The following is a 25,700-nucleotide window of genomic DNA, read 5'->3' as shown; positions in this document are numbered from 1 at the left end:
GCTATCTCCGACGGAAGAAAAAGAATGGAGGGAAGGCCGCGATTCTCGGCGCGAGGACGAAACCGGAAGAGGCCCAAGGCTCGTTGAGCGTCTCGATGTCGCTGTCGTCGGGACCCAGCACGATCGTCGCGCTGCCCTGACCCCGGACATGGTTCACGTAGCCTGGCGGCTTGTGACTGTACCTCTGCTTCTTGCTCTCGAGTATCTCCCACAAGTCGAATGTCAGATTGCGAGACATGACGCCGACACAGGGACCTTCGTCGCCGACCCGGATACTGTAGCGCCAATCGAGGTCGGGATCCGCTTCCAGCTTGTATGTGGTGACGACATCCGCGGCCTTTGCGAGGAAGGTCTGACCGGTTGCCGCATCGGCTGCACTGAACTCGCTGCGGCCGACAAGGCCGCGAGCGGTAATGTCGCCGTCGCGACCGACTTCAACCATCGTGGACTTGCCGTTCCTCGCGGACCGATGAACCCGGCCCGATGCGAGCGTTGACGCTCGAAAAGCGTTGCTCTCGCCGACGATGAGGGACGTGCGCGCGCGCGTGGCCCCGACGAAAAGGACCCTTGCTTCCTCTGCCTCGTCCTCGACCGTCTCGAATTCTGCGCCGTTCGGAAGCAGCAACACAACGTTGATGGCCTCACGCCCCTTGCTGGCGTGGATCGTTCCAACGATCGGTCCCTGGAGGCCATACTCGGGAAGGGTCAGTTCCAGCGGAGGACGGGCCTGGCCCAGACGCCTTCTGAGCTTCTGCATGTCGACCGATCCATCTCTGCGCCCTGCAACGCGCAAGAGGTGCTGCCATGCTTCGGCCGGCCCATAGTGCGGCGCAGCCTTGTTTTCGATCCGCGTAGCCCAGAGATCGAGAAAATGCCGCTCGGCCAGGTAAGGCTCGACGAAATCCGAGAAGCAGATTGCAAGCCACGCCGGGAGCGTCGCTCCGTATCCTGACAGGCGTAGCCGATGAGGGAGGTCACAGAACTGCGCCGCCATCAGCACTTCGCCGCGGGTTCTGAAGAGCAGAAGATCGTCTCTTGTAAAGTCGGCGACCTTCATCTGGGTCCACTTCAAGCCCTTCCTGTCTGCAAGCTCCCGGATTCTTTCCGCCGTCTCGGCGTGAAAGCCGTCGCGATGCCTTTTCTTGTCGAGGACATCCTTCCGCAGATCGGAGAAGATCTTTTGCAGTCCCGGTGACGAAGTGCGATAAATCTCCTTCAGGATCAGCGTTTCGAAGCCCAGAGATCTTTGCGCGCGCAGCCTTTCGAGAAGCGCTTTCCCTGGCTTGGCAGCGCCGCCCTTGCGATGTCCAAGGCTGTCGTCCGAAAACCCATAGATGGCTTGCGCCTCGTCAGCGAAGACTGTGACGCCGCAATCAGACGGCAACCTCTTCACCAGCTCCTCGATCAGGTCTGCTCGCTGCCCTACGAGGTCTTGTGCCTCGTCGATGACAACATGCTCGACCTGTGACAGTTCATCGGCCACATCGTCATCAGACTTCAGGAGATCGATGACCCTGGCGATGTTCTCCTCATAGGACCCGGTCAGCATCGCATTCGGGTCGTGCCCGGAGTGGATGGACCATGCGTGAGAGTCGATCGTCGCTATCCTGATCGCGAGGGAGGCATCGCCGACGTAGGAATGCAGCCGCGCGCGAATTTCTGCTACTGCGGTCCGGGTAAAGCTGATCATCCACGTATTGCTAGGCTCGACATCCGCCTCACTGATCAGGTGAGCGAGGCGCGCGCAAGCGACAGCCGTCTTGCCTGTTCCGGGACCTGCATCCACGATTATTCTTTTTAGACTTTCGCAGGTGACAACATATTCCTGCTGCGCATCCATAGTCATAAAAGGATTGTGGCAGACTGGATGATCCATTGTAGCCTTATTCTAGTGGGGTGTGGACGCCTCAATTGGACTTTCGCGCGCTTTTTTGCACTAGAGTGACTTGTTGATTGAGATTTGGCTGGTGAATTAGGTGCCGGATGCGGTCGCTTGGCAGATTAAGTGCGCCCAGAGCTGATCGGCGGCCGCCCACAGCTTCGTCGCGGCGTCATTTGTGACCATTCTTCTGCAGCCCCCCACTCAACCCAAAGTGCGGCAACCATGCCCCGCCAAGCTCTCCAGCGAAAGGGGGCGGGCGCTGATTGTTCGAAACGCAGCCCAGCGCCGAAAGATTCCGCTCCAGCCTGACCCGGACCGGCGTTGGGCGCCGCCTATATCGGCGCACCATAGCGAAGGAGCGTCGACATGAAGGATCGGATACCGGGCGCCTTGGGCGTCAACGATTTCTGCGAATGGGCGGGACTGGGACGGACGAAGGTCTACGAAGAGATCGCGGCCGGCCGCTTGCCTGTCTTCAAAGTAGGGAGGCGAACCCTCATCACGATGAACAGTGCGCAAGGCTGGCTGCACCGTGCGTCCGGCTGCGCGGTAAAGTCCGTGGCTGAACCCGCCGACCCGGCGAGCGTACGGACAAGAGGCCGTCGCGGGCAGGGCGCAAACGCGATTGTGGCCGGCTGATTCTGGCCGACGGCTTTTCGAGCGGTTCACCTATAGCCAGCCCACAGAGGGCCCCGGTCTCGACGCTAATCAGGCGTTTTGGGAACAGCCGGGTGAGTTGACCGAAGGGCATCGGTCGAAAGCGGTCTGCACTCTACGATGTGGAACCGCAGGAGTGGGCTCCGGTACTCCACGCCCCACGGACTATCTTGCCGCTGATGGATTGGGCGGCGAGATCTTTGTCAGCGTCCATGAGCGGCGCGTAAAGGCCGACAGCAGGACCCCGGCCTCCCCGTCACAGGGTTGCGTCCAGTCCAACGGCGATCGACGGCATGGCTCCGACGGTAGAGTCCCCCGTTTCGCTTGGCTCCGCCGCTTGGCGGCGGAGCCTTGCCTAAGGCAAGGAACGGCTCTCTCTGGGCATCCACCAACGGTAGAGCCTTCTCAATCCCCCTCTCTACCTTCTCCCCACTGCCTCCCTACCTGATGGCTCTCAGCCCATTTCCCTGAGCATCTTCCTCTGGACTTGGCGGCATCTGCGGCGAAGCCCTACCCGGAAAACCAGACCGGACGAAATCAATGAGCATCGAGACCGGCGAGCCGCGAGTAGGGATCTTCTGGTCCGTCACCGATGGAGCCAGAAACCATCTGTGCGTAGATGCGACGCCGCTAGGCGAAGCGGAGTGGTACGGTGAGCATCTGACCCATTCCCGCGGTCACTTCGAAGTCTGGGAAGAGTGGCGGCGGACTGGCGTTTCTGGCCTCAAGCGGCTTGGTCTGCCGGCCGCTATCGCGTTCTTCGAGTACGAGGACTTCCCGAGGGGGCGGGTGGTTTTCGACCGGGCCGGAGGCCGCTTCAAGGTCTATGCCGATCCGAGAATTCAAGGGTCCGGGGAGGTGGGGGCGATTGTGTCGCTCTTCGGCTTGGACGGAGAAGATTGGATCTTGCTCTCTGACGAGCACTATCGGCCAGTCTGAGCGTTCGGCGGCTTGAGCCGCGCGTAACCACAACCACAGCCGCCCTCAAATGCCGTTGATTCTGAACGTCTTTTCGCGTGTCGGCGTATGTCTTGCGCCTCTGTATTGCCTGCCAAGCTTGCAATACAGAGGCCCGTTTTCTCCACGTTTGCCGGCGTTCAGCTATTCTTTAGACCAAAGGTCGTTGAGCGTTTTCGCCATTTCCCTTGCCTGTCGTGCCGCTTCGCGACGCGCAACACGCTCTGGGTCGAGGTGGAAGGCATCGAGGCTCCAAAAGCGCTCAATTCCTGCGCCGGTTCGGAAGTCGACTGCCGACACGAAGCCCGCCTCGTTCTGTTGCCGCTCGCTGAGGCTCTCGGAGATTCTGACCCGTTTCAGCGTCATCCTGCCTGGATCGCGAGACTTGACCTTCAGCGCCTGCGCCCAAGGGGCATTGTTCTTCGGACACCAGACTTGTTTGTCCAAGCCCTTGAAAATATAGCGGAACCAGGCCAACTGGTTAAGCTCTGTCACGCGCTTTCGCTTCTTGGGCCAGACAGCGAGGGTGCCATTCGGTCGATAAGGCAGCGTTCGTGCCGTTCTCTTGATCCATCCGCCAAAGTCGTCAAGCCGATCAGCGGGGATATGAAGCATCGCGTGAGTATGCAGACCATGCTTCGGTCCGTTCTCCAATATGGCGATGTAAACGGTTTGCGATCCGCGTTGATGGTTCCAGTTGCGGAGGCGATCGAAGAATGACTTGAGCGCCTCCTCTACCTCGAACTCGTCGTGGCAGCCCATCGCCTCAAGACCGAGGGTCAGCTCGACATTGAACGCGAAACCCAGAAGGTTCGCAAACCCTATGGCGCGATAGGCTTCTTCGAACTGATGCAGCGAGATCCAATCGGTCGCCTGGAAGGGCCGTTTCTCAAAGGCTTCCTTCGCGAGGATCCTCTTGAACTCTTTGAAGGTCCGCCCGTAGGCGGCATTTGCGACGTCAGGATCGACGCCTATCCGCAAAGAAAGCCACTCATACTCCCCGATCGGTCCCCCGCGCTCCGGAGGCGTGTCGCCTGCTTGCGCCGCAAGGCGAGTGATCGGCGATGGCGGAAAAGGGCTGGGTGACGGCAAACTCTTTGTTGCCGGGCCGTCATCCTGGCGCCAATGCGGAGGAAATGTCAAAAATCGGGGATCAATGTCGACCATATGCTGGCCTCCCAAAGTGATGTGAAAACACACAAGGGGCCGGCGCTCGTCGCAAGCCCAAGCTATATAGGAAAAAACGGCGATTTCGCTTAGCGTGGCGGCGAACTTTTTGGCCTGAAGAGCCAGAATCCAGCTGTGAAGCTGATCTGTGTGATCAATTTGCAACGGATTCTCGACATGGCAGACAGCAATCAACGTCTTGGGGACCTGCCCCTTCCGCTTGTTCCACACTCCATTCGGAGCGCGTTTCACGTCGACGAACGAGCCGACAGCCGATTCACGGGATGCGCTCGCCTCCTCCAGGCGCTCTGGAGGGAAGCGCGCTGTCTGCCGATGGGGCGGCGGGAAACGTCGAATGGAAAGACGCGACTGCTGGGGAGCCTGCTTTCGCCAGAGGCAGCAAGAGCGGGCGCGGCCTTCCTAACTCCCGACATCGCCCGGATTACCTGGCGGGAGTGTGCCTACAGGGAACCCGGCGCTCTCATCGAGGAGGAGCGGCTTTGGGGAAATCTGCTGTCCAGCCAGGGCCTCACTTTCAATCTCTTTGCTCTGGCCCGGACCGACAGGAACTATGCGACCGCCGTCTTCTCGGCTCTCGCCCCAGAGACGATCGGTGAGGTCCAAGAGGTGCGCTTCGAGCATTCGCCTGGACGAGGAAAGGCCGACTATATCGGCGACCACACAGCGCTTGATCTGGTTGTTCGAGGGCTATCGCCCGACGGGCGGCCCGCCATTCTCGGCATAGAGGTCAAATACGCTGAACAGTCGGGCCAGGCGTATCGACGGGAAACCGAGGTTCTGATCGAGCGCTCGCGTGAAGCTGGGCTCCATCGGGACGTTAGCGGAGCGCTCTTCAGAGATGCACATCTGGCGCAGTTTGCCGCTGAGCACCTGCTGACCTACTGCATCTCCAAACGGATGGACGAATCTGTTGCAGGGGCGTTTATGGTGATTGCGCCTGAGGACAATGCGTTCATTCAGTCGAGCTGCGACCGGTATGAAGAGGCGTTGACTGAAGGAGATGGCGCCGTTGCGTTCATGAACGTCAGCCTGGAGCGGTGTATCGACGTTATCGGCGAAGCCGGGTGGTCGGACCTTGGCGCCCTGCTCAGCGAGCGTTACGCTGACTTCTCTCCCGTTCATGCATTGATTGATGAATGGGAGCCGACGTTCGAACATCCGGCATCAACGGGCGTCACAAAATAGGGCCGCCAATAGGGCCCTAACGGGCCCATCTCAAATTTCTAAATGATGCCAGTATGTTGCGAGCTTGAATGGCGGAGAGGGAGGGATTCGAACCCTCGGAACGCTTGCGCGCTCAACGGTTTTCGAGACCGCCCCGTTCGACCACTCCGGCACCTCTCCGCGAAGCACTGATAGACTCGGTCGTCCAACGGCCGCGGACCATAGCCATTGACCCTTGCCCCGACAAGGGCATCTGACGCCCCGTTCGCGTGTTTTTCCCCAAGCATCGAAGAACGGCGGGACAAGGCTGGTGATCTGCGCCGCGCTGGCGTACAGGAGGGAGCCGTGGGCGTCGCGGGCTCTTGCGTGAAGCGCTCGCGACCCCACTCTAGTCCTGCGTCACAATTCAGGCCGATCCCGCGTTGACAGGACGCGGTCTACGGCTATATTGCACGGCCTTCGGCAAAGGTTTGGATTGATGGGGCTCGTCCCCTTCATCAGGCGCCCCGGATGTGGGCCGCCAGACGATCGGGACCGGCCTTTCGAGCTGCCGCCTCTCTCGGGAGCGGCGCGTTTTCGACAACACAGATTTTTAGAAGAACTGGTCGAACGACGATGTTTGCAGTGATCAAGACCGGCGGGAAGCAGTACAAGGTCGCCGCCGGCGACCGAATCCAGGTTGAGAAGCTCGACGGCGAAGCCGGCGCGACGCTCACCTTCGACAGCGTGCTGATGGTGTCCGGCGACGACGGCCTGACCGTCGGCGCCCCGCTGATCGAGGGCGCCACCGTCGCCGGCGAGATCGTCGACCAGAAGCGCACGCGGAAGATCATCATCTTCAAGAAGCGCCGCCGGAAGAGCTCCCGCCGCCGCAACGGCCACCGTCAGGCGTTCACGACGGTCCGCATCACCGACATCAGCCTCGGCGCCGCCGCTTAACCAGCGCGCGCAGCTTCAACGAGGTTCCCGGCGCAGGCCGGGCAGGATTAGAGAGAAGGTCTAAGTCATGGCTCATAAAAAGGCAGGCGGTTCCTCCCGCAACGGTCGCGATACCGCTGGTCGTCGTCTCGGCGTCAAGAAGTATGGCGGCGAAGTCGTGATTCCGGGCAACATCATCATCCGCCAGCGCGGCACGAAATGGCATCCGGGTACCAACGTCGGCATGGGCAAGGACCACACCATCTTCGCGCTCGTCGAAGGCCAGGTGAAGTTCCAGTCCATCGCCGGTGGCCGCACCACCGTGAACGTGGTCCCGGCTATGGAGACCACCAGCTAGGCCGGCACGAGGGCGACCCTCGCGCCGGTGTCCCGTGACCCGGCGATCGAGGCTCAGTTGACGCGAAGGGGAGACGGGACGACCGCCTCCCCTTTGTCGTTTCAACGCGAGCGCGCCCGATGGATATCCGTGTCGATGCTTGGTCTGATCACCTTCCCCTGTTGACCTCTCGCTTCGCCCTGGCTGGAATCGGCAAGGCCCACATCGCCGCCATCGCCGACCTGGGCAACGACTTCGAGATTGCCAAGAACACCTCGCGCGTGCCGTTTCCGCTGACGACCGATGCCGTCGCGGGGTGGCTGGCGGGACACGGGCCCGACGAGCGGGCGCTGCGCATCTGCGACCGGGACGACGATGCCCGCATCCTCGGCGTGGTCGGCCTGTCGTTCCCGCTGGAGGGGCTCGGCGACCTCGGCTGCTGGGTGGGCCGGGCGCACTGGGGCTGCGGCGTCGCCACGGAGGCGGCCCACGCCGTCATCGACTTCGGGTTCGAGACGCTCGGTCTCGACGCCATCGAGGCGTCCTGCCGGGTGACCAATCCGGGATCCCGGCGGGTGATCGAAAAGTGCGGGTTCCAGCCGTGCGGACACGGTCTGATGCACAGCATCGCCGTCGGCGGCTCGGTTCCCATCGAGCGCTACGGTCTTGACCGCAAGACCTGGTACTCGTTGAAGACATGGGCGCGCGCCTAGGGCATTTCCCGTCCGGATCGGCCGATCCGAGCGAAAGGGAACTGCCCGATGGTTTGTGTCTGGAGCCGTTTCTGACCGATCGGGTGATGTCACCTGATCGGGAAGGGCTCTGGGGCCATAGCCGGCCCCGGCATGCGTTGTAGGAGATCCGCGGTCGACGGCAGGTGCCGTCGACGCGGCTGAGAAAGACCCGGCCGGCGCATGCGCGCGGTCGGGAGGTGAGGCGGCCCGTGAAGTTTCTCGACCAGGCCAAGGTCTTTGTCCGCTCCGGCGACGGTGGCGCGGGTTCGGTCTCGTTCCATCACGAGAAGTTCGTCGAGTTCGGCGGACCCGACGGCGGCGACGGCGGCCGCGGCGGCGACGTCTGGGTGGAGGCCGTGGACGGCCTCAATACGCTCATCGACTACCGCTACCAGCAGCATTTCAAGGCGCGCCCTGGCATCCACGGCATGGGCCGCAACCGCACCGGCGCCAGCGGCGACGACGCGGTGCTGAAGGTGCCCGTCGGCACCGTCGTGCTGGAAGAGGACAACGAGACGGTCATCGCCGACCTCGCCAAGGCGGGCGACCGGATCTGCCTGGCCAAGGGCGGCAACGGCGGCTTCGGCAACGCCCGCTTCAAGTCGTCGATCAACCAGGCGCCGCGCCGCGCCAATCCGGGCCTGGAAGGCCAGGAGCGGTGGATCTGGCTGCGCCTCAAGCTGATCGCCGACGCCGGCCTCGTCGGGCTTCCCAACGCCGGCAAGTCGACCTTCCTGTCGCGCGTCTCGGCCGCCCGGCCGAAGGTCGCCGACTATCCGTTCACCACCCTGCATCCGGGCCTCGGCGTCGTGTCGGTCGACACCCGCCGGTTCGTGCTCGCCGACATTCCGGGCCTCATCGAAGGGGCCCACGAGGGCGCCGGCATCGGCGATCGCTTCCTCGGCCACGTCGAACGCTGCCGCGTGCTGCTGCACCTGGTCGACGGCACCGAGGAGGACGTGGCCGCCTCCTATCGCACGGTGCGCACCGAACTGGTGGCGTACGGGAACGGCCTTGAGGACAAGGACGAGATCGTCGCGCTGACCAAGGTCGATGCGCTGACGGAGGCGGAACGGCAGGAGAAGGCGCAGGCGCTCGGCCGCGCAGCCGGCAAGGTGCCGTTCCTGGTCTCCGCGCCGACGGGGGAGGGGGTGGACCAGGTGGTGATCGCCCTCCTGAAGACCATCGACCGGGACCTCGAGGCCGAGGCCGCGGCGCTCAACACCCAGCCTGCGGAATGGCGCCCATGACTGCGCGCATCGCCGATTGCCGCCGGGTGGTGGTGAAGATCGGCTCGTCGCTGCTGGTGGATTCGGCGACGGGCACGGTGAAGAGCGGCTGGCTGGCGAGCCTCGTCGACGACCTCGCCCAGCTGTCGCGGGGCGGGGCGGACATCATCGTCGTCTCGTCGGGCGCGATCGCGCTCGGCCGAGGCGTGCTCGGCATGCCGCGCGGCGCGCTGAAGCTCGAGGAGAGCCAGGCGGCGGCCGCCGTCGGCCAGATCGCGCTGGCACGCGCCTGGTCGGAGTTTCTCGGCGAGCGCGGCATGACCGCGGCGCAGGTGCTGCTGACGCTGGGCGACACCGAAGAGCGCCGCCGCTATCTGAACGCCCGCTCGACCATCGAGACGCTGCTCGGCAAGGGCGCGGTCCCGGTCATCAACGAGAACGACACGGTGGCGACCAGCGAGATCCGCTACGGCGACAACGACCGGCTGGCCGCCCGGGTGGCGACTATGGCGAGCGCCGACTGCCTGATCCTGCTGTCGGACGTCGAAGGCCTGTACACGGCGCCGCCGGCGCTCGATCCGGACGCGACGCTGATTCCCGTCGTCGAGCGGATCACGCCGGAAATCGAGATGATGGCGGGCGCGGCCGGATCGGAGCTGTCGCGCGGCGGCATGCGGACGAAGATCGAGGCGGGCCGGATTGCCACCGAATCGGGAACGGCGATGGTGATCGCCTCCGGGCGGCGCGACCACCCGATCGGCGCCATCGACGCCACCGGACAGGCGACGTGGTTCCTGGCGCACGCCGAACCGGCCGCCGCCCGCAAGACCTGGATCGCCGGCAAGCTGGAAACGCTGGGCACCATCGTCATCGACGACGGGGCGGTGCGGGCGCTCGCCGCGGGCAAAAGCCTGCTGCCGGCCGGGGTTGCATCGGTCGACGGAAAATTCGACCGTGGCGACGCCGTTCGCATCCTGGACCGGGACGGAAACGAGCTCGGTCGTGGCCTGATCGCCTACGATTCGGCCGACGCGGCGCGGATCGCGGGAAAGAATAGCCGGGCGATCGAAGGGATTTTGGGGTATCGGGGGCGCACCGCCATGGTGCATCGCGACGATCTGGTGCTGCAGGCGGTGTCCCGGAACGTCGGCAAGGGAGCAGGGGTATGCTGAGTACGGCGGCGAGCGTCGCGAACCTCGCACACGACGGCGACAGCGTCGAAGCCACGATGCGCGCGATCGGGCAGCGTGCCCGCGCGGCGGCCGACGTGCTCGCGACCGCGCCGGCGGAGCAGAAGACGCGCGCGCTGCACGAGATGGCGCGGGCCGTTCGGGCCTCGGTGACCGATATTCTTTCCGCGAACGCCGAAGACGTGGCCGACATGACCGCTTCCGGCACCGCCCAGGCGATGATCGATCGCGGCACGCTGAGCGCCGCGCGCATCGAGGCGGTCGCCGCCTCCATCGAGGTGGTCGCCGCGCTGGACGATCCGGTGGGCCAGATCATCGCCGACTGGCGCCGGCCGAACGGCCTGGAGATCGAGCGCGTCCGCACGCCGCTCGGCGTCGTCGGCATCATCTACGAAAGCCGCCCCAACGTGACGTCGGACGCCGGCGTGCTGTGCCTGAAGGCCGGCAACGCCGCGATCCTGCGCGGCGGCTCGGACACGCGCCGCAGCGCCGCCGCGATCCACCGTGCGCTGGTGGCCGGGCTGGAAGCGGCGGGCCTGCCGGCCGACGCGATCCAGATCGTGCCGACCCGCGACCGTGCGGCCGTCGGGCTGATGCTCACTGGCCTCGACGGCAACATCGACGTCATCGTGCCGCGCGGCGGCAAGAGCCTGGTCGAGCGCGTCCAGGCCGACGCGCGCGTGCCGGTGTTCGCGCACCTGGAAGGCATCTGCCACGTCTACGTCCATTCCGCCGCCGACCTCGACATGGCGCGGACGATCGCCGTCAACGCCAAGATGCGGCGCACCGGCATCTGCGGGGCGATGGAAACGCTGCTGATCGACCGCGCCGTCGTGGACACCCACCTCGTGCCGATCGTCACCGCGATCCGCGACGCCGGCTGCCTCATCCGCGGCGACGAGACGGTGGTGGCGCGCGTTCCCGGCTCCGAAGCGGCGAGCGAAGCCGACTGGTCGACCGAGTATCTCGACGCGATCCTGTCGGTGAAGGTCGTCGACGGCCTCGACGCCGCCATCGCGCACATCGGCCACTACGGCTCGCACCACACAGATGCCATCGTGACGGCCGACGAGGCGGCGGCGGCGACGTTCCTGTCGACGGTCGATTCCGCCATCGTGGTGCACAACGCCTCCACCCAGTTCGCCGACGGAGGCGAGTTCGGGATGGGCGCGGAAATCGGCATCGCCACCGGCCGCTTCCATGCGCGCGGGCCGGTGGGGGTCGAGCAGCTGACCAGCTTCAAATACCGGGTCCACGGATCCGGGCAAACCCGCCCATGAGCGACAGCCTCTTGAGCGACGGCAACCGGCCGGACTACCTGCGCATTCCGTCGGTCGGGATCGGCCAGCGCATCGCGCTGTTCGGCGGCACGTTCAATCCGCCTCACAAGGGGCACCGCCACGTGGCGCTCACCGGGCTGTCGCGCCTGGGCGTCGACCAGGTGTGGTGGCTGGTCACGCCGGGCAATCCGCTGAAGTCGCACGACGGGCTGGGCAGCCTGGACGAGCGGGTGGCGATCACCCGCGCCTACGCCGACCACCCCCGCATGGTGGTCACCGCCTTCGAGGCGAGCTACAACTTCCGGTATACGGCCGACACCATCGCCTTCATGCGCCGGCGGCTGCCGACGGTGAAGTTCGTCTGGCTGATGGGAGCCGACAACCTCGCGACCCTGCACCGCTGGCAGAAGTGGCGCGAGATCATGCAGCTGGTTCCGGTGGCGGTGGTGGACCGGCCCGGCGCCTCGATGTCGGTGATGTCGTCGCCGGCCGCCAGGGCTTTCGCGGCCGCGCGGCTGCCGGAGACCCAGGCTGCCGCGCTTCCGGGCGCCGCGCCGCCGGCGTGGACGTTCCTGCACGGGCCGCTCGATCCGACCTCGTCGACGGCCATGCGAAACGGACGGCGCTGACGAAGTCTTGAAAGTGTCACTCCGACACCCCTATCTTTTGTTGTGGCGGCGGATTCGCCGTCCATGGCATCCTTGAGATGCTTGGGTATCCCCGGGCCGGCCTGTCGGCCGCGCGCAAACGGGATGCCGACATGACGCTTGGGCACCCGGTTCGGATCATTCGGCCGTGGATGGGCTCAAGCGGTGGTCGAACGGTCGCGCGTGCGCGGCATGACGAAAGGACACACAGTCGACCATGACATTTGAGGCAGAGGGCGCGACTCTCGTTCGTGAGCCTCACGAAGGCAGTGTTTCTCCAGGCGATATGTCGGAAGAAGCGCTTCGCATCGTCCTGGAGAGTCTCGACGACTCCAAGGCCGAAGACATTGTTCCGATCGACGTGACGGGCAAGACTCCGCTCGCCGACCACATGGTGGTGGCCTCCGGCCGCTCCCATCGCCACGTTGGCGCGGTCGCCGACCGGTTGCTCCGTGACTTGAAGGACGGCGGCATGGGCACGCCCCGGGTCGAAGGCATGAGCACCTGCGACTGGGTGCTGATCGACACGGGCGACATCATCGTCCATCTCTTCCGTCCCGAGGTCCGCGACTTCTACAACATCGAGAAGATGTGGCTGGCGGACCAGTCGGCAAACGTACAGATGGTCGGCTGATCCCGGCCCGGGCTGCGGCTTGCCGCGGACCCGCGCCGCCAGGCGACACAAGAGTTGAGGCACCGCGCAAGGCGTGATGCGGATCGGTATCCATGCGGTCGGCCGGCTCAAGAATGGGCCGGAGCAGGACATCGTTGCGCGTTATGTCGACCGCGCGAAGCGCGTCGGCGGCCAGATCGGGCTGGAGATCGCGGACATCCGCGAGATCCCCGAATCCCAGCTGTCCGGCGTCGACGGCCGCCGCGAAGCCGAAGCCAAGGCGCTCACCCGCGGCCTTTCCGAACGTTCCCGCATCATCGCGCTCGACGAGCGCGGTCGTGACACCGACAGCGTCGCCTTCGCCGAGATGCTGGCGGGCTGGCGCGACGAAGGCGTCGGCGAGACGCTGTGCGTCATCGGCGGGCCGGACGGGCTGGACCCGGACCTGCGCCGCCGCGCCGACCACGTGATGGCGTTCGGGCGGGCCACCTGGCCGCACATGCTGGCCCGCGTCATGCTCTGCGAGCAGATCTACCGGGCCACCACCATCCTCAGCGGACACCCCTACCACCGCGCCTGAACCGCGCCGCGCTTTCGACGAAGCGGCCGGGTGCTGGACAGTCCCCTAACCATGTGTTCACAGATGCGGAGCAGGGTGGGGCCGCGGCACGGGCCGCCGGATCGATCCGCTGATTCGCGATGCACTGCCGGATGCCCGCCTGGCCGTCCGGAAACGCTGGAGACCTGCCGGAGATGACCGCGAGCGCGCGGCAGCCCAAGCTGAAAAGACGGGGCGGAGGCCCCGGGCTGCGCGGCGTGCTTCTCGCCGTCGCGACGGTGGCGGCCGTTGCCGGGCTCGCGGGCGTCCCCGGTCCGGGGCTCGCCCAGCCGGTCGAGACCGACGAGGCCGCCCGCATCGAGGCGCGGCAGAAGGAACTCGAGGTGCTGCGCCAGCAGATGCAGCTGAGCGCGGAGCGGGAGAAGGAGCTCGCCGACGAGGTCGCGGCGCTCGACCGCGACCGGGCATCGCTCACCGAAGACCTCGTGCAGACGGGCGAACGCATTGCGCGGCTCGAACGCCGCGTCTCCGACAGCGAGGCCCGGCTGGCACGCCTTTCCGAAAACGAACAGGGCATCCGCGCCTCGCTCAACGCGCGCCGCGGCGTGATCGCCGAGGTGCTCGCCGCCCTGCAGCGGATCGGCACCAAACCGCCCCCGGCCATTGCCGTGCAGCCCGAGGACGCGCTCGCGGCGGTGCGCAGCGCCATCCTGCTCGGCGCCGTGGTGCCGGAACTCAACGTCGAGGCAGAGGCGCTGGCGGCGGATCTCAGCGCGCTGACGACGCTGAAGGCGCAGATCGCCGAGGAGAAGGAAGCGGTCGCAACCGACCTCGCCTCGCTTAACGAAGAGCGCACGCGCGTTGAACTTCTCGTCAACGAGAAGAAGGCGCAGCAGGACCAGCAGGTCGCCGCGCTGGACGCCGAACGCAAGAAGGCCGAGGCGCTTGCCGGCCGCGCATCGTCGCTGCAGGACCTCATCGATTCGCTCGAGCGCGAGGTTGCGAGCGCCCGCAAGGCCGCCGACGCGGCCCGCTCGGCGAGCGGTGCGACGAGCAAGCCGAGCGTCGGGGATGCCGGCCGGCTGTCGCCGGCGGTGGCCTTCGCGAAGGCCCGGGGAAGCCTTCCCTATCCGGCGCAGGGCGCAGTATTGCGCCATTACGGCGACCTCGACGCCACCGGCGACGCCGCCAAGGGCGTCTCCATCCAGACGCTGCCGCAGGCCCAGATCATCGCCCCCGCCGACGGCTGGGTGGTGTATGCCGGCCCGTTTCGCAGCTACGGGCAACTCTTGATCCTGAATGTCGGCGATGGATATCATGTCCTCTTGGCCGGCATGGATCGTACCGACGTCCAGCTCGGACAGTTCGTTCTCGCCGGAGAACCGGTGGGGGCCATGGGCTCCAAAAGATTTGCAAGCGCGGCAACGATGGACATCGAATCGCCGCGACCTGTGCTCTATGTAGAATTCCGAGAAGATGGATCTTCCATCGACCCCGACCCCTGGTGGTCGGCGCGTTCAGACGAAGAGGTTCGTGGATGATGAAACGTTTTACCCTTGTCGGGGTGGGCGTGCTGGTCGGGGCCCTGGGTGTGGCCACGCTGGATGGTGCACGCTGGCTACCCACCGGCGTGGCCGAAGCGGCGTCATCCGACACCTATCGGCAGCTCAACCTGTTCGGCGACGTGTTCGAGCGGGTCCGCAACGACTACGTCGAGCAGCCCGATGACCAGAAGCTGATCGAGACTGCCATCAACGGCATGCTCCAGTCGCTCGATCCGCACTCGTCCTACATGCCGCCGAAAGACTTCCGCGACATGCAGGTCCAGACCCGCGGCGAGTTCGGCGGTCTCGGGATCGAGGTCACCATGGAGGACGAAGTCGTCAAGGTGGTGACACCCATCGACGACACCCCGGCCGCCAAGGCCGGCATCCTCGCGGGCGACCTGATCATCCAGCTCGACGGCGAAGCGGTGAAGGGTCTGACCCTCGCCGAGGCGGTCGAGAAGATGCGCGGGCCGGTGAACACCGACATCACCGTCACCGTCGTGCGCGACGGCACCGACGAGCCCTTCGACATCACCATCACCCGCGAGATCATCAAGATCCAGTCGGTGAAGTGGCGGGCCGAGGACGACATCGGCTACATCCGCATCACCCAGTTCAACGAGCGCACCTTCGACGGCCTGAAGGAAGCGATCGACGATCTGGAGGAGGAGATCCCGGCCGACAAGCTCAAGGGCTTCGTCCTCGATCTGCGCAACAACCCCGGCGGTCTGCTCGACCAGGCGATCGCCGTGTCCGACGTCTTCCTGGACCGCGGCGAGATCGTCTCGACCCGCGGCCGCGAGGAGAACGACACCCAGCGCTTCAACGCCCGCTCGGGCGACCTGGTCGACAGCAAGCCGGTCATCGTGCTGGTGAACGGCGGGTCCGCCTCGGCCTCGGAGATCGTGGCAGGCGCCCTGCAGGATCACCGTCGCGCGACGATCCTGGGCTCGCGCTCCTTCGGCAAGGGATCGGTGCAGACCATCATCCCGCTGGGCTCCAACGGGGCGCTGCGTCTGACGACGGCGCGCTACTACACCCCGTCGGGCCGGTCGATCCAGGCGAAGGGCATCGATCCGGACATCGAGGTCGATCAGCCGCTGCCGGAGGATCTTGCCGGCAAGGTCAAGGCACGCGGCGAGGCCTCGCTGCGCGGCCATCTGGAATCGGCCGACGGCGAGGAGGAATCCGGTTCCTTCGCCTACGTCCCGGCCGAGGTGAAGGACGACCAGCAGCTGAAGGCTGCGCTCGATCTGCTGCGCGGCATCCAGGTCAACTCGGCGTTCCCGCCCAATCCGGAATCGGGCGTGCCGAACTGATCCGCCAGACATCGACGACAGTTAAGCGGGGCGCCTCACGGGGCGCCCCGTTTTCGTTTCGGCGGCCTGCGGGCAGGCGGCCCGCGCCGGGCGGGCGTCGTCCTTGACCCGATCCGTCCGGCCCGGCATACCCTGCGGCCGGTCGGCGGGACCCGCCGCCGGGTCCGCCCTGTCCCCGAGTGTCGAGGTGCCGCCTTGGTCGATCCCAGCAGCCTGCCGTATCGGCCGTGCGTCGGCGTCGCGGTGTTCAACCCCGCCGGCGACGTGTTCATCGGCGAGCGCCGCGACGGGTCCGAGCACTCGCAGGTCGAGATGGCGTGGCAGATGCCGCAGGGCGGCATCGACGAGGGCGAGGAGCCGCTGGCGGCGGCGCACCGCGAACTCTTCGAAGAGACCTCGATGTCCTCGGTCTCGCTGATCGCCGAGGCACCGGGGTGGGTCACCTACGATCTCCCGAGCGAGCTCCTCGGTGTCGCCTGGAAGGGCAAGTACCGCGGCCAGCGCCAGAAGTGGTTCGCCTTCCGCTTCGAGGGCGCCGAAGACGAGATCAACGTCCTGTCGCCGCCGCACGGCCACAAGCCGGAGTTCGTCTCCTGGCGATGGGAACGGCTGGAGCGGCTGCCGCAGCTCGTGGTGCCGTTCAAGCGGGGCGTCTACGAGCAGGTGGTGGCGGCGTTCCGTTCCATCGGCGGCTGACCGGCAGCGGCCTTCCCGACAATTTGAACCATCGGACCCGGCGTCCGCCCCATATCACGTGGGGAGCGGAGTGGCGCGTGCCCGAGATGCGCCATCTTTCGTTCATGTGCGGTTCAGGCGGGATCTGTCAGAACCGAGCGTGAAGGGGGTCGTGCGTGGGCAAGACCGATGGGAACCCCGGTTGGTATCCTCGCGTTTTACGCTGGTGGAGAAAACGATCATGATGAAAAACAAGATTCTCGCCCTCGCCCTCGCCGGCGTCACCGGATTTGGAACGATGGGTGCCTCGCTGGCGCCAGCCCAGGCTGTCTCCGGCTTTCCCGCCGCGCCCACGGCCGACACCGCGATCATCAAGGTCCAGGGCGTCAGCCAGTGGAACGCCGGCGAAGGCCGGACCTATCTGGGCCCCAACGACAGCCGCGGCCAGCCGGACAGTCCCCGCGTCGAAGCGCGGCGTGACCGTCCCAATCGGGACGATGACGGCCGGAACGACCGGCCGCAGCGCCGCTACGACGGCGATCGGGGCGATCGCTATGCCCGCGACCGTTACCATGACAATCGCCGGTACTACGACAACCGCCGCAACTACAATTACAACCGCAACCCGAATTGGCGCGGCGAGCGGCGCTACTATCAGGGTCGCTACTGGCGGCCGGCCAACGACGGCTGGTACGTCTACAACGACGGTGCGTGGATCGCGGCAGGCGCCCTCGGCCTTGCGGCCGGTGCCATGCTCGGCTCCGCCATGTCGCAGCAGCAGTCTCCCGCCACCGTCCAGAGCGGCGCTCCGGTAACGGCCACCGGCATCCCGCCGTGGACGCCGGCCTGGTACCAGTACTGCTCGCGCAAGTACAAGTCGTTCAACGCCCAGACGGGGCTCTACCTCGGCTACGACGGCAAGTATCACTACTGCCAGTAGCCGACGCGCCGGCCAGGGCGGATGCACCTGGCCGGCTTGATCACCGGCTCCCGGAATGAAGGCCGGAGTCAGGTCTCGGGGTGTCCGCCCGTCGGCCGGTTGTCGCGGCCGCGTGACGGCTCCCGGATGCCGCCGATCGCCGTGACAGGGCGGGCGGCCGAGCCAACCCCTCCGTCGGCTCGCACGTATCGGGAAGGAATGGTTATGCGTCGATCTCTTGCTCTCGTCACCGCCCTCAGCCTGTCGCTCACGTCGCTGCCGCTCGCGGCGGCGAACGCCGCACCCGCGGGACTGGCGGGCGTCGTGGCCCCGGCCGTGCCGGAAACGGCGGTTCAAGACGTGCAGTACCGCCGCGGCTATCACCACGGTCCATATCGCGGCTACTACGGCGGCCCCCGCCGCGGCTACGGCTACTACGGCGGCCCGCCGCGCGGCTACTATCGCGGTCCGGCGTGGCGGGGCGAACGTCGCTACTATCGCGGGCGCTACTGGCGCCCGGCCAACGACGGCTGGTACGTCTACAACAACGGCGCCTGGGTGGCCGCAGCGGCCCTCGGCCTCGCGGCGGGCGCGGCGCTCGGCGCGGCGGCGGCCAACAACCAGGCCCCGGCTTCCGTGCAGGCGGGTGCGCCGGTGACGGCGACCGGCATCCCGCCGTGGACGCCGGCCTGGTACCAGTACTGTTCGCGCAAGTACAAGTCGTTCAACGCGCAGACCGGGCTCTATCTCGGCTACGACGGCAAGTACCACTACTGCCAGTAAGCAATCGACAGGGCGGCGGTTTACCGTCGCCCGTCTGACCTGGACTGAGACTGTCGGGCGGCGGGCATTCGGCCGGAAAATCGGCCACGGAGATCGTCATGAATACACTCAACAAGGGTATCGCGCTGGCGGTGCTGGTTACCTTCGGGGCCGCCTGCCAGACCGCGTCCGCGATGCCGGCCGCAATGGCCGGCGCCGGCTTCGGCTCCGCGGCCACCGAAATGGCCAAGCGGCCGGTCGAAACCGTCGGCGGCCGCCACTATCGCGGCGGCTACTACGGCGGCGGGGGGTACTACGGCGGTGGCTACAACAACGGCGCCGCGGCGGCTGCGACCGCCGGGGTGATCGGTCTTGCGGCCGGGGCGATCCTCGGCGGCGCGATCGCCAGCCAGAACCAGAACCGATGCTACGGCGGCGGTTGCTACGGCTACGGTTATGCCGCGCCGCCGCAGCGCGTCTACGTCGCCCCGCCGGTCTATGCGGCACCGCCCGTGTACGCGGCTCCGCCGGTCTATGCCGCCCCGGTCTATGTGGCGCCGCGGCGCTACGTCCAGCCGCCGGTGGTCTACGAGCGGCCGCCAACCATCATCTACGAGACCTCGCCCTACGTCGGGCCGGCGACGGATCCGTCCGGCTGCTACGACGTCGGCGCGCGGGTCGTCTGCCCCTACTGAGTTCGGCCGGGGCCGATCGCCGCATCCGCCCCGGATCACCGAGCCGCGCACCAGGTCGCGTCGGAACCCGCCGTCCATGAGCCGCCCTGATCATCGCGATCAGATTTGGACATGGTCGGCAGGGATCCGGCGCGATTTTCGTTCGGTCCGCCTCGGGATTCTCCAGACGGTGCGGCCGGGTGGTCGCATTTCGGGGCCGATATGACGCCCGAGGCCCGACAGCGGCGGGGCGGGAACGTGTAGGTTGCCGGGCGTCCGGTTTTCTGCCAATCGAGACGTCCGCCGTTCCCGTCCCCACGCTGCGAGCGCTGCCCCATGTCCGATCCCGTTCGTCTGGTCCTGAACCTCTCGTGCGAAGACAAGCCCGGTATCGTGGCGGGCATCGCAGGGACGCTGGCGAATTCCGGTTGCAACATCCTCGACAGCGCGCAGTTCGGCGACCCGGAGACGGGGCTGTTCTTCATGCGCGTCGAGTTCGTGGCGCCGGCCGGCGTCACCCGGGAGGACGTGTCGGCGGCGCTGAAGTCGGTGGCGACGCGGTTCACCATGGACTGGGCGGTCTACGACGCCGCCGACCTGCTGCCGATCCTGGTGATGGTGTCGAAGTTCGACCACTGCCTGCTGGATCTCATCTACCGCCAGCGGATGGGATCGCTGCCGGTGAGGATCGTCGCCGTGGTGTCGAACCACGTCGACGCCAAGCCGATCGCCGACATGAACGGCATCCCTTTCCACCACGTACCGGTCACGCGGGACACCAAGGCCGAGGCGGAAGCCCGGATGCTGGAGATCTTCGCCGAGACGGGGGCCGAGCTGGTGGTGCTCGCCCGCTACATGCAGGTGCTGTCGGAGGACCTGTCGGCGCGGCTGTCGGGGCGGGTGATCAACATCCACCACTCCTTCCTGCCGGCGTTCAAGGGCGCCAAGCCCTACCATCAGGCCCATGCGCGCGGCGTGAAGCTGATCGGCGCGACCGGCCACTACGTGACGTCGGACCTCGACGAGGGGCCGATCATCGAGCAGGACGCCGAGCCGGTAAGCCACGCCCACTCCGCCAACGAACTGGTCGCCATCGGACGCGACATCGAGGCGCGGGTGCTGGCGCGCGCCGTCAAGGTCCATGCCGAGCGCCGGGTCTTCATCAACGGCGTCAAGACGGTCGTCTTCCGTCCCTGATCCCGTCGCGACCGCCGCGCATCCTGCCGCATTCCTTCATCCGTCCGTGATCCGTGCGCCGACGGGCTTTCTGCCGGCCGCCTGATCGCCTATCACTGGTCAAATTCCAGAATGCGGCGGGGACCCCATGTCACCCGGCCGTTGCGGGATGAACGCTATGCGTACCGGGATCGGCGGATGCCGGCGCCGGAGGTGGGGGAAACATGGTCCGCAAGATTTTCTACATCGCGTCAGTCGTCGCCATCATCGTGGTGCTGTCGGCAGGTGGCCTGGCGCATCCGTTCTTCTGGCTGTTCGTCGTCGTCATCCCGCTGGTGCTGCTCGGCCTCTACGACATCTTCCTGTCCGGCCACAACGTGCTGATCAACTACCCGGTGATCGGGCATTTGCGGTACGCGTTCGAGTTCATCAGCCCCAACATCCGCCAGTATTTCATCGAGACGAATTCCAGCGGGCGGCCCTTCAACCGGCTGCAGCGCGACCTCGTCAGCGAGCGCGCGGAGGGCAAGCCCGACTCGCTCGCCTTCGGCACCCAGTACGACGTCAACGAGGTCGGCTACCACCGCGCCAACCACTCGCTGGCGCCGAAGGTCGTGTCGGAGGAGGAGAGCCGGGTGATGGTCGGCGGCCCGGCCTGCACCAAGCCCTATTCCGCCTCGCGCCTGAACATCTCGGCCATGAGCTTCGGCGCGCTCAGCGCCAACGCCATCATGGCCCTCAACAACGGCGCGCGGCTGGGCGGCTTCGCCCACAACACCGGCGAAGGCGGCATCAGCCCCTACCACAAGGCGGGCGGCGGCGACCTGATCTGGCAGATCGGCACCGGCTACTTCGGCTGCCGGACGGCGCACGGCGGCTTCGACGCCGAGCTGTTCCGGCAGAAGGCGACGCAGGATCAGGTCAAGATGATCGAGATCAAGCTGTCGCAGGGCGCCAAGCCCGCCCACGGCGGCGTGCTGCCGGCCGCGAAGATCACCCCCGAGATCGCCGAGATCCGCGGCGTGCCCATGGGCGTCGACTGCATCTCGCCGCCGGCGCACCGGGAGTTCTCCACGCCGGAGGGACTGCTCGAGTTCGTCCAGAAGCTGCGCGAGCTCTCCGGCGGCAAGCCGGTCGGCTTCAAGCTCTGCGTCGGCCGCCGCAAGGAGTTCATGGGCATCTGCCGGGCGATGATCGAGACCGGCATCAAGCCGGACTTCATCACCGTCGATGGCGCCGAAGGCGGGACGGGCGCGGCCCCGATCGAATATTCCGACCGGCTCGGCATGCCGATCCTGGAGGGACTGGTCTTCGTCCAGAACTGCCTCGTGGGCGCCGGCCTGCGCGACGACATCAAGATCATCGCCAGCGCCAAGACGGTGTCGGGCTTCGACATGGTGCTGAAGATCGCGCTCGGCGCCGACATGGTGAACGCCGCCCGCACGATGATGTTCGCGGTCGGCTGCATCCAGGCCCTGCGCTGCCACCTCAACACCTGCCCGACGGGCGTGGCCACCCAGGACCACGGTCGGGCGCGGGCGGTTGACGTGGACCTCCGCCAGCTCCATGTGGCCAACTACCACCGCGCCACCGTGAAGAGCCTTCTGGAACTGGTGGGGGCGATCGGCCTCGACGACGTGGACCATCTCGGGCCGCGCCATATCTATCGCCGCGTCGCCGACCAGACCGAGAAGAACTACGCGGAGATCTATGATTTCGTGCCGCCGAACAACTTCCTCGGCAACGACATCCACGCCTACTACAAGCCCCATTGGGACCTTGCGAGCGCCCAGGCGTTCTAGTCGGCAGCTGGCCCTGCCGGCCGCGCGTGCCGCCCGCAAGGGATGGCGCCGCCGGGTGCGCGCCACCCGACGGCAAGGCCGCCCACGATCGATCATACGGAGGAGTCCCACATGCAGTATCTGCACACCATGGTCCGCGTCCGCGACATCGACGAGTCGCTCGATTTCTACTGCGGCAAGATGGGCATGACGGAGGTCCGGCGCGTCGAGAGCGAGCAGGGGCGGTTCACGCTGATCTTCCTGTCCGCCGACGAGGACGTTGAGCGCGCCAAGGCCGACCGTGCGCCGCTGCTCGAGCTCACCTACAACTGGGATCCGGAGACCTATTCCGGCGGCCGCAACTTCGGCCATCTGGCGTTCCGCGTCGATGACATCTACGCGACCTGCCAGCGCCTGATGGATGCGGGCGTCACCATCAACCGGCCGCCGCGCGACGGCAACATGGCGTTCGTGAAGTCGCCGGACGGCATCTCCATCGAACTGCTGCAGAAGGGCGAGGCGAAGGCTCCGGCCGAGCCGTGGTCGTCCATGCAGAACACCGGCAGCTGGTAGCCGACACAGGGTCCGGCAAGCCAGATTTTCTCAGCCCGACCCCGGGCAACGGGAGCGGACGGATGGTTCTCAGAAACACCCCGACCTCTTCCGGACCGTCCGTGCCGGTGGCCCTGGCGCCGCCGTGGACGGTCGGGGCGGAGGGCAATCCCCGGCGCGTCGGCGTCGAGGTCGAGTTCGCCGGCCTGGACACGGCCGACACCGCCTACATCGTCAAGTCGCGGCTGGGCGGGTCGGTCCGCTCGTCCGATCCCCACCGCTGGACGGTGGAGGGGACCGAGTACGGCACCTTCACCATCGAGCTAGACAGCCGCTACGCGCATCCGGGCGAGCGCTCGGGCCCGACCGACCTCGCCATGCGGGAAGCGTTCGGCCGCGTCGCCTCGATCGTCGTGCCGGCCGAGATCATCGCGCCGCCGGTCTCCTACGAGCTGCTGCCGAAGCTGGACGAGCTCGTGCTGGCGCTGGCCGCCGCCGGAGCCCAGGGCACCGGCGAGTGGGCGCCCTATGCGTTCGGCCTTCACCTCAACATCGAAACTCCGTCGCGGGACATCGGGCCGGTCCTGAAGATCTTCCGCGCCTTCCTGCTGCTGTCGCCCTGGCTGCGGCGGCGGATGCAGCTCGATCCGACCCGCACGCTGCTGCCGTTCATCGACCCGTTCCCGACGGATTTCGTCGACTGGGTCGTCAACGCCGGCGACACCGTAGACGCCGACACCTTCATCCGCGCCTACTGCCGCGCCAATCCGAACAAGCATCGCGACCTTGACCTGCTGCCGCTGCTGGCTTCCATGGACGAGGCGCTGGTCGCGCACGCGCTCGGACATCCGCCGAAGGCCAAGCGCCCCACCTTCCACTACCGGCTGCCGGATGCCCGGGTGGGCGATCCGGGCTGGTCGATCACCGGCGAATGGAACCGGTGGGTGATGGTGGAGGAGCTGGCATCCGACGACCATCGGCTGGAATTGCTTTCGCGGGCCTGGCGGCGGTGGCGCGCCTCCTGGCTGGCGGGCGAGCCCGACTGGGATGCGATGGTCGACAAGGTGATGTCTTGAGTGAACGGCCGCTGATCGGAGTGACCACGTCGGCGAAGGGCGGGTGGCGCAGCTACTTCATGACGGCCATCGCCATCCGGGTGACGGGCGGCCGCACCGTGCGGATCGTGCCGGACGACGACATCGAGACCCTGATCGGCACGCTGGACGGCCTGATCGCCGGCGGCGGCGACGACATCTCGGCGCATCTCTACGGCGGCGAGATCGTCGCCGACGTCCGTCTCGATCCGGATCGCGACGCGCTGGAGATCGGCCTGATGCGGCGGGTGCTGCCGGGGCGCATCCCCGTGCTCGGTATCTGCCGGGGCGCCCAGATGTTGAACGTCGCGGCCGGCGGCAACCTGATCGCCGATATCTACACCCTCGACGCACCGCCGCCGAAGCTCCGGACGATCCTGCCGCGCAAGACTGTGACGCTGGTCCAGGGCAGCATGCTGGCGCGCATCATCAAGCTCCGGTGGATGCGGGTGAACGCGCTGCATCACCAGGCCATCGACCGTCTCGGCGACGGGCTAAAGGTGGTGGCGCGCGACAAGGCGCTGATCGTCCAGGCGATCGAGGCGACCGGCAAGCCGTTCCGCATCGGCGTCCAGTGGCACCCGGAGCTCCTGATCTTCAAGCGGTCGCAGCGGCGCCTGTTTCGCGCGCTGGTGCGGGATGCTATGCGGTTTGCCGCCGATCCCGACCGCCACACCACAACAGACGCCGAGCAAGGCGCGGAGCCCAAATGACCGATCAGATGAAGGGGACGCTCCTGACCGTTGGGGGCGTGCTCATCCTGTCGCCGGACGCCATGCTGATCCGGCTGATGTCGGCCGACCCGATGACGATCATCTTCTGGCGCGGGGTCGGCATCTTCTTGGTCGTGGGGATGCTGGGCCTGATCCGCCATCGCGGCGCGCTCAGGGCCTATGCCAGGGCATGCGGCTGGACGGGGCTCGCCATTTCGGTGTGCTTCGCGATCTGCCAGCTCGCCTTCGTGGGCGGGGTGGCGACCACCAATCCGGCGCGCATCCTGGTGATGGTGGCGGCCACGCCGCTGTGCGCGGCGATCGCCAGCCGCGTGCTCCTGGGCGAGCGGATCGCGCCGTCGACGGCGATCGCGATCGTGGCCGGCCTTGCCGGGGTGGCCATCATGCTCTCGTCGCACCTGACCGAGGCCGGCAATTGGACGGGCGACCTGATCGGAGCGGTGGTGCCGATCTCGCTGGGGCTCGCCTTTACGCTGATCCGCAAGCTGCGTGCCTCGGACGTCTGGCTGCTCTATTCGCTGGCCGGGCTGATCGTGGCCGTCGCGGCGGCGCCGTTCCGCCAGACCGGCCTGCTCGCCGGCCCGGATCTCCTGTGGGCCGCGATCCTGGTGCTGCTGGTGGTCCCGGTCTCGTTCACGCTGATCACCCAGGGCCCGCGCTTCATCACCGCCGCGGAGGTCAGCCTGATCATGCTGCTGGAGACGATCCTCGGCCCGGTCTGGGTGTGGCTGGTGGTGGGCATCGTGCCCACGGTTCACGCCGTCGTCGGCGGCGCGGTGCTGCTGGCGACCCTTGCGCTGCACTCTTGGTGGCGGCTGTCGCAGAGGCCGGTCGTTCAGAAGTCCGAGGCGATGCCCTTGACCTCCCAGTCGCCGTAGCGCGCGGGATCGAGGCCGCCCCGTCCGCCGATCTCCTCTGGCTGGGCATCCTGCTCCGCCTTGCGGCGCGCCGATGCCTCGGCCAGCGCGCGCTTCGCGGCGTCGCTCAGGGGCTTCGTCTCGGTGGCAGCGGCGATCGGCTGGCTGGCCTGGTAGTCGGGCGTATCCGTCATGATGTCCTCTTGTCCGCGGCAACGCTTGTCGCCCCGCTGGGCCGCGACCATCTATAGGACG

The 25,700-nt window shown here is 66.7% G+C and carries 27 protein-coding genes and 1 tRNA gene; 24 read left to right on the top strand and 4 right to left on the bottom strand.

Annotated elements, in window-relative coordinates:
- Position 1: 1 nt before the first annotated feature.
- Positions 2 to 1,876: a UvrD-helicase domain-containing protein gene (locus tag AB7M35_RS08570; RefSeq protein ID WP_453958874.1), complete on the bottom strand. Its 1,875-nt coding sequence runs from the start codon at positions 1,874 to 1,876 to the stop codon at positions 2 to 4.
- A gap of 372 nt (positions 1,877 to 2,248) precedes the next feature.
- Between AB7M35_RS08570 and AB7M35_RS08565 the strand changes: the two genes are divergently transcribed.
- Positions 2,249 to 2,521 (top strand): helix-turn-helix domain-containing protein, encoded by a 273-nt coding sequence (locus AB7M35_RS08565; RefSeq protein WP_453958872.1) that lies wholly within the window; start codon positions 2,249 to 2,251, stop codon positions 2,519 to 2,521.
- A 558-nt stretch (positions 2,522 to 3,079) separates the two neighbouring features.
- The gene (locus AB7M35_RS08560) at positions 3,080 to 3,478 is read left to right on the top strand and encodes a hypothetical protein (RefSeq protein WP_453958871.1); all 399 of its coding nucleotides are present in this window, start codon (positions 3,080 to 3,082) and stop codon (positions 3,476 to 3,478) included.
- A 162-nt stretch (positions 3,479 to 3,640) separates the two neighbouring features.
- Here the strand turns inward: AB7M35_RS08560 and AB7M35_RS08555 are convergent, their stop codons facing one another.
- The gene (locus AB7M35_RS08555) at positions 3,641 to 4,663 is read right to left on the bottom strand and encodes a rolling circle replication-associated protein (RefSeq protein WP_453958870.1); all 1,023 of its coding nucleotides are present in this window, start codon (positions 4,661 to 4,663) and stop codon (positions 3,641 to 3,643) included.
- A gap of 135 nt (positions 4,664 to 4,798) precedes the next feature.
- Between AB7M35_RS08555 and AB7M35_RS08550 the strand changes: the two genes are divergently transcribed.
- The gene (locus AB7M35_RS08550) at positions 4,799 to 5,869 is read left to right on the top strand and encodes a PGN_0703 family putative restriction endonuclease (protein WP_453958868.1); all 1,071 of its coding nucleotides are present in this window, start codon (positions 4,799 to 4,801) and stop codon (positions 5,867 to 5,869) included.
- Between the two features lie 69 nt (positions 5,870 to 5,938).
- Here the strand turns inward: AB7M35_RS08550 and AB7M35_RS08545 are convergent.
- Positions 5,939 to 6,028 (bottom strand) — tRNA-Ser (locus AB7M35_RS08545).
- A 435-nt stretch (positions 6,029 to 6,463) separates the two neighbouring features.
- Between AB7M35_RS08545 and rplU the strand changes: the two genes are divergently transcribed.
- The 21 genes from rplU (at position 6,464) to AB7M35_RS08440 (ending at position 25,466) form a co-directional block, all read left to right on the top strand.
- On the top strand, positions 6,464 to 6,787 hold the full coding sequence (rplU, locus tag AB7M35_RS08540) for a 50S ribosomal protein L21 (RefSeq protein ID WP_453958866.1): 324 nt from the start codon (positions 6,464 to 6,466) through the stop codon (positions 6,785 to 6,787).
- A gap of 67 nt (positions 6,788 to 6,854) precedes the next feature.
- A complete protein-coding gene (rpmA, locus tag AB7M35_RS08535; protein ID WP_453958864.1) occupies positions 6,855 to 7,124 on the top strand; it encodes a 50S ribosomal protein L27 in 270 nt (89 codons plus the stop codon).
- A gap of 161 nt (positions 7,125 to 7,285) precedes the next feature.
- Positions 7,286 to 7,816 (top strand): GNAT family N-acetyltransferase, encoded by a 531-nt coding sequence (locus AB7M35_RS08530; RefSeq protein ID WP_453958862.1) that lies wholly within the window; start codon positions 7,286 to 7,288, stop codon positions 7,814 to 7,816.
- A 230-nt stretch (positions 7,817 to 8,046) separates the two neighbouring features.
- Positions 8,047 to 9,087, top strand: coding sequence for a GTPase ObgE (gene obgE, locus AB7M35_RS08525; protein ID WP_453958860.1), 1,041 nt, complete (start codon positions 8,047 to 8,049; stop codon positions 9,085 to 9,087).
- Positions 9,084 to 10,238, top strand: a complete 1,155-nt coding sequence (gene proB, locus AB7M35_RS08520; protein WP_453958858.1) for a glutamate 5-kinase — start codon at positions 9,084 to 9,086, stop codon at positions 10,236 to 10,238. The genes obgE and proB overlap by 4 nt, the downstream gene beginning before the upstream one ends.
- The gene (locus AB7M35_RS08515) at positions 10,232 to 11,536 is read left to right on the top strand and encodes a glutamate-5-semialdehyde dehydrogenase (protein ID WP_453958856.1); all 1,305 of its coding nucleotides are present in this window, start codon (positions 10,232 to 10,234) and stop codon (positions 11,534 to 11,536) included. The genes proB and AB7M35_RS08515 overlap by 7 nt, the downstream gene beginning before the upstream one ends.
- Positions 11,533 to 12,165, top strand: coding sequence for a nicotinate-nucleotide adenylyltransferase (locus tag AB7M35_RS08510; protein ID WP_453958854.1), 633 nt, complete (start codon positions 11,533 to 11,535; stop codon positions 12,163 to 12,165). Before AB7M35_RS08515 ends, AB7M35_RS08510 begins: the two co-directional genes overlap by 4 nt.
- Before the next feature lie 235 nt (positions 12,166 to 12,400).
- Entirely contained in the window at positions 12,401 to 12,817 is a 417-nt protein-coding gene (gene rsfS, locus AB7M35_RS08505; protein ID WP_453958852.1) for a ribosome silencing factor, read from the top strand.
- A gap of 76 nt (positions 12,818 to 12,893) precedes the next feature.
- Positions 12,894 to 13,376 (top strand): 23S rRNA (pseudouridine(1915)-N(3))-methyltransferase RlmH, encoded by a 483-nt coding sequence (gene rlmH, locus AB7M35_RS08500; protein ID WP_453958850.1) that lies wholly within the window; start codon positions 12,894 to 12,896, stop codon positions 13,374 to 13,376.
- A 362-nt stretch (positions 13,377 to 13,738) separates the two neighbouring features.
- Positions 13,739 to 14,896 (top strand): murein hydrolase activator EnvC family protein, encoded by a 1,158-nt coding sequence (locus AB7M35_RS08495; RefSeq protein ID WP_453958849.1) that lies wholly within the window; start codon positions 13,739 to 13,741, stop codon positions 14,894 to 14,896.
- Positions 14,893 to 16,221, top strand: coding sequence for a S41 family peptidase (locus AB7M35_RS08490; protein ID WP_453958848.1), 1,329 nt, complete (start codon positions 14,893 to 14,895; stop codon positions 16,219 to 16,221). Before AB7M35_RS08495 ends, AB7M35_RS08490 begins: the two co-directional genes overlap by 4 nt.
- A gap of 195 nt (positions 16,222 to 16,416) precedes the next feature.
- Positions 16,417 to 16,917: an RNA pyrophosphohydrolase gene (locus AB7M35_RS08485; protein ID WP_453958846.1), complete on the top strand. Its 501-nt coding sequence runs from the start codon at positions 16,417 to 16,419 to the stop codon at positions 16,915 to 16,917.
- Positions 16,918 to 17,140: 223 nt separating this feature from the next.
- Positions 17,141 to 17,836, top strand: a complete 696-nt coding sequence (locus AB7M35_RS08480; protein ID WP_453958845.1) for a BA14K family protein — start codon at positions 17,141 to 17,143, stop codon at positions 17,834 to 17,836.
- A gap of 204 nt (positions 17,837 to 18,040) precedes the next feature.
- Positions 18,041 to 18,598 (top strand): BA14K family protein, encoded by a 558-nt coding sequence (locus AB7M35_RS08475; protein WP_453958843.1) that lies wholly within the window; start codon positions 18,041 to 18,043, stop codon positions 18,596 to 18,598.
- 98 nt (positions 18,599 to 18,696) lie between these two features.
- Positions 18,697 to 19,272 (top strand): hypothetical protein, encoded by a 576-nt coding sequence (locus AB7M35_RS08470; protein ID WP_453958842.1) that lies wholly within the window; start codon positions 18,697 to 18,699, stop codon positions 19,270 to 19,272.
- Between the two features lie 315 nt (positions 19,273 to 19,587).
- A complete protein-coding gene (purU, locus tag AB7M35_RS08465; RefSeq protein ID WP_453958840.1) occupies positions 19,588 to 20,448 on the top strand; it encodes a formyltetrahydrofolate deformylase in 861 nt (286 codons plus the stop codon).
- A gap of 203 nt (positions 20,449 to 20,651) precedes the next feature.
- A complete protein-coding gene (locus AB7M35_RS08460; RefSeq protein WP_453958838.1) occupies positions 20,652 to 22,229 on the top strand; it encodes an FMN-binding glutamate synthase family protein in 1,578 nt (525 codons plus the stop codon).
- Positions 22,230 to 22,340: 111 nt separating this feature from the next.
- The gene (gloA, locus tag AB7M35_RS08455) at positions 22,341 to 22,781 is read left to right on the top strand and encodes a lactoylglutathione lyase (RefSeq protein WP_453958837.1); all 441 of its coding nucleotides are present in this window, start codon (positions 22,341 to 22,343) and stop codon (positions 22,779 to 22,781) included.
- Positions 22,782 to 22,843: 62 nt separating this feature from the next.
- Positions 22,844 to 23,836 (top strand): amidoligase family protein, encoded by a 993-nt coding sequence (locus tag AB7M35_RS08450; protein WP_453958835.1) that lies wholly within the window; start codon positions 22,844 to 22,846, stop codon positions 23,834 to 23,836.
- The gene (locus AB7M35_RS08445; RefSeq protein WP_453958834.1) at positions 23,833 to 24,567 is read left to right on the top strand and encodes a gamma-glutamyl-gamma-aminobutyrate hydrolase family protein; all 735 of its coding nucleotides are present in this window, start codon (positions 23,833 to 23,835) and stop codon (positions 24,565 to 24,567) included. The genes AB7M35_RS08450 and AB7M35_RS08445 overlap by 4 nt, the downstream gene beginning before the upstream one ends.
- Positions 24,564 to 25,466, top strand: a complete 903-nt coding sequence (locus tag AB7M35_RS08440) for a DMT family transporter (protein WP_453958832.1) — start codon at positions 24,564 to 24,566, stop codon at positions 25,464 to 25,466. The genes AB7M35_RS08445 and AB7M35_RS08440 overlap by 4 nt, the downstream gene beginning before the upstream one ends.
- On the opposite strand, the gene AB7M35_RS08435 is transcribed toward AB7M35_RS08440, so the two are convergent.
- Positions 25,424 to 25,639, bottom strand: coding sequence for a DUF1674 domain-containing protein (locus tag AB7M35_RS08435; protein WP_453958830.1), 216 nt, complete (start codon positions 25,637 to 25,639; stop codon positions 25,424 to 25,426). The genes AB7M35_RS08440 and AB7M35_RS08435 overlap by 43 nt on opposite strands.
- Positions 25,640 to 25,700: the final 61 nt, after the last annotated feature.

The organism is Amorphus suaedae (assembly GCF_053629675.1).
The sequence above is the reverse complement of the archived record's forward strand: the minus strand, read 5'-3'. Positions and strand labels throughout refer to the sequence as shown.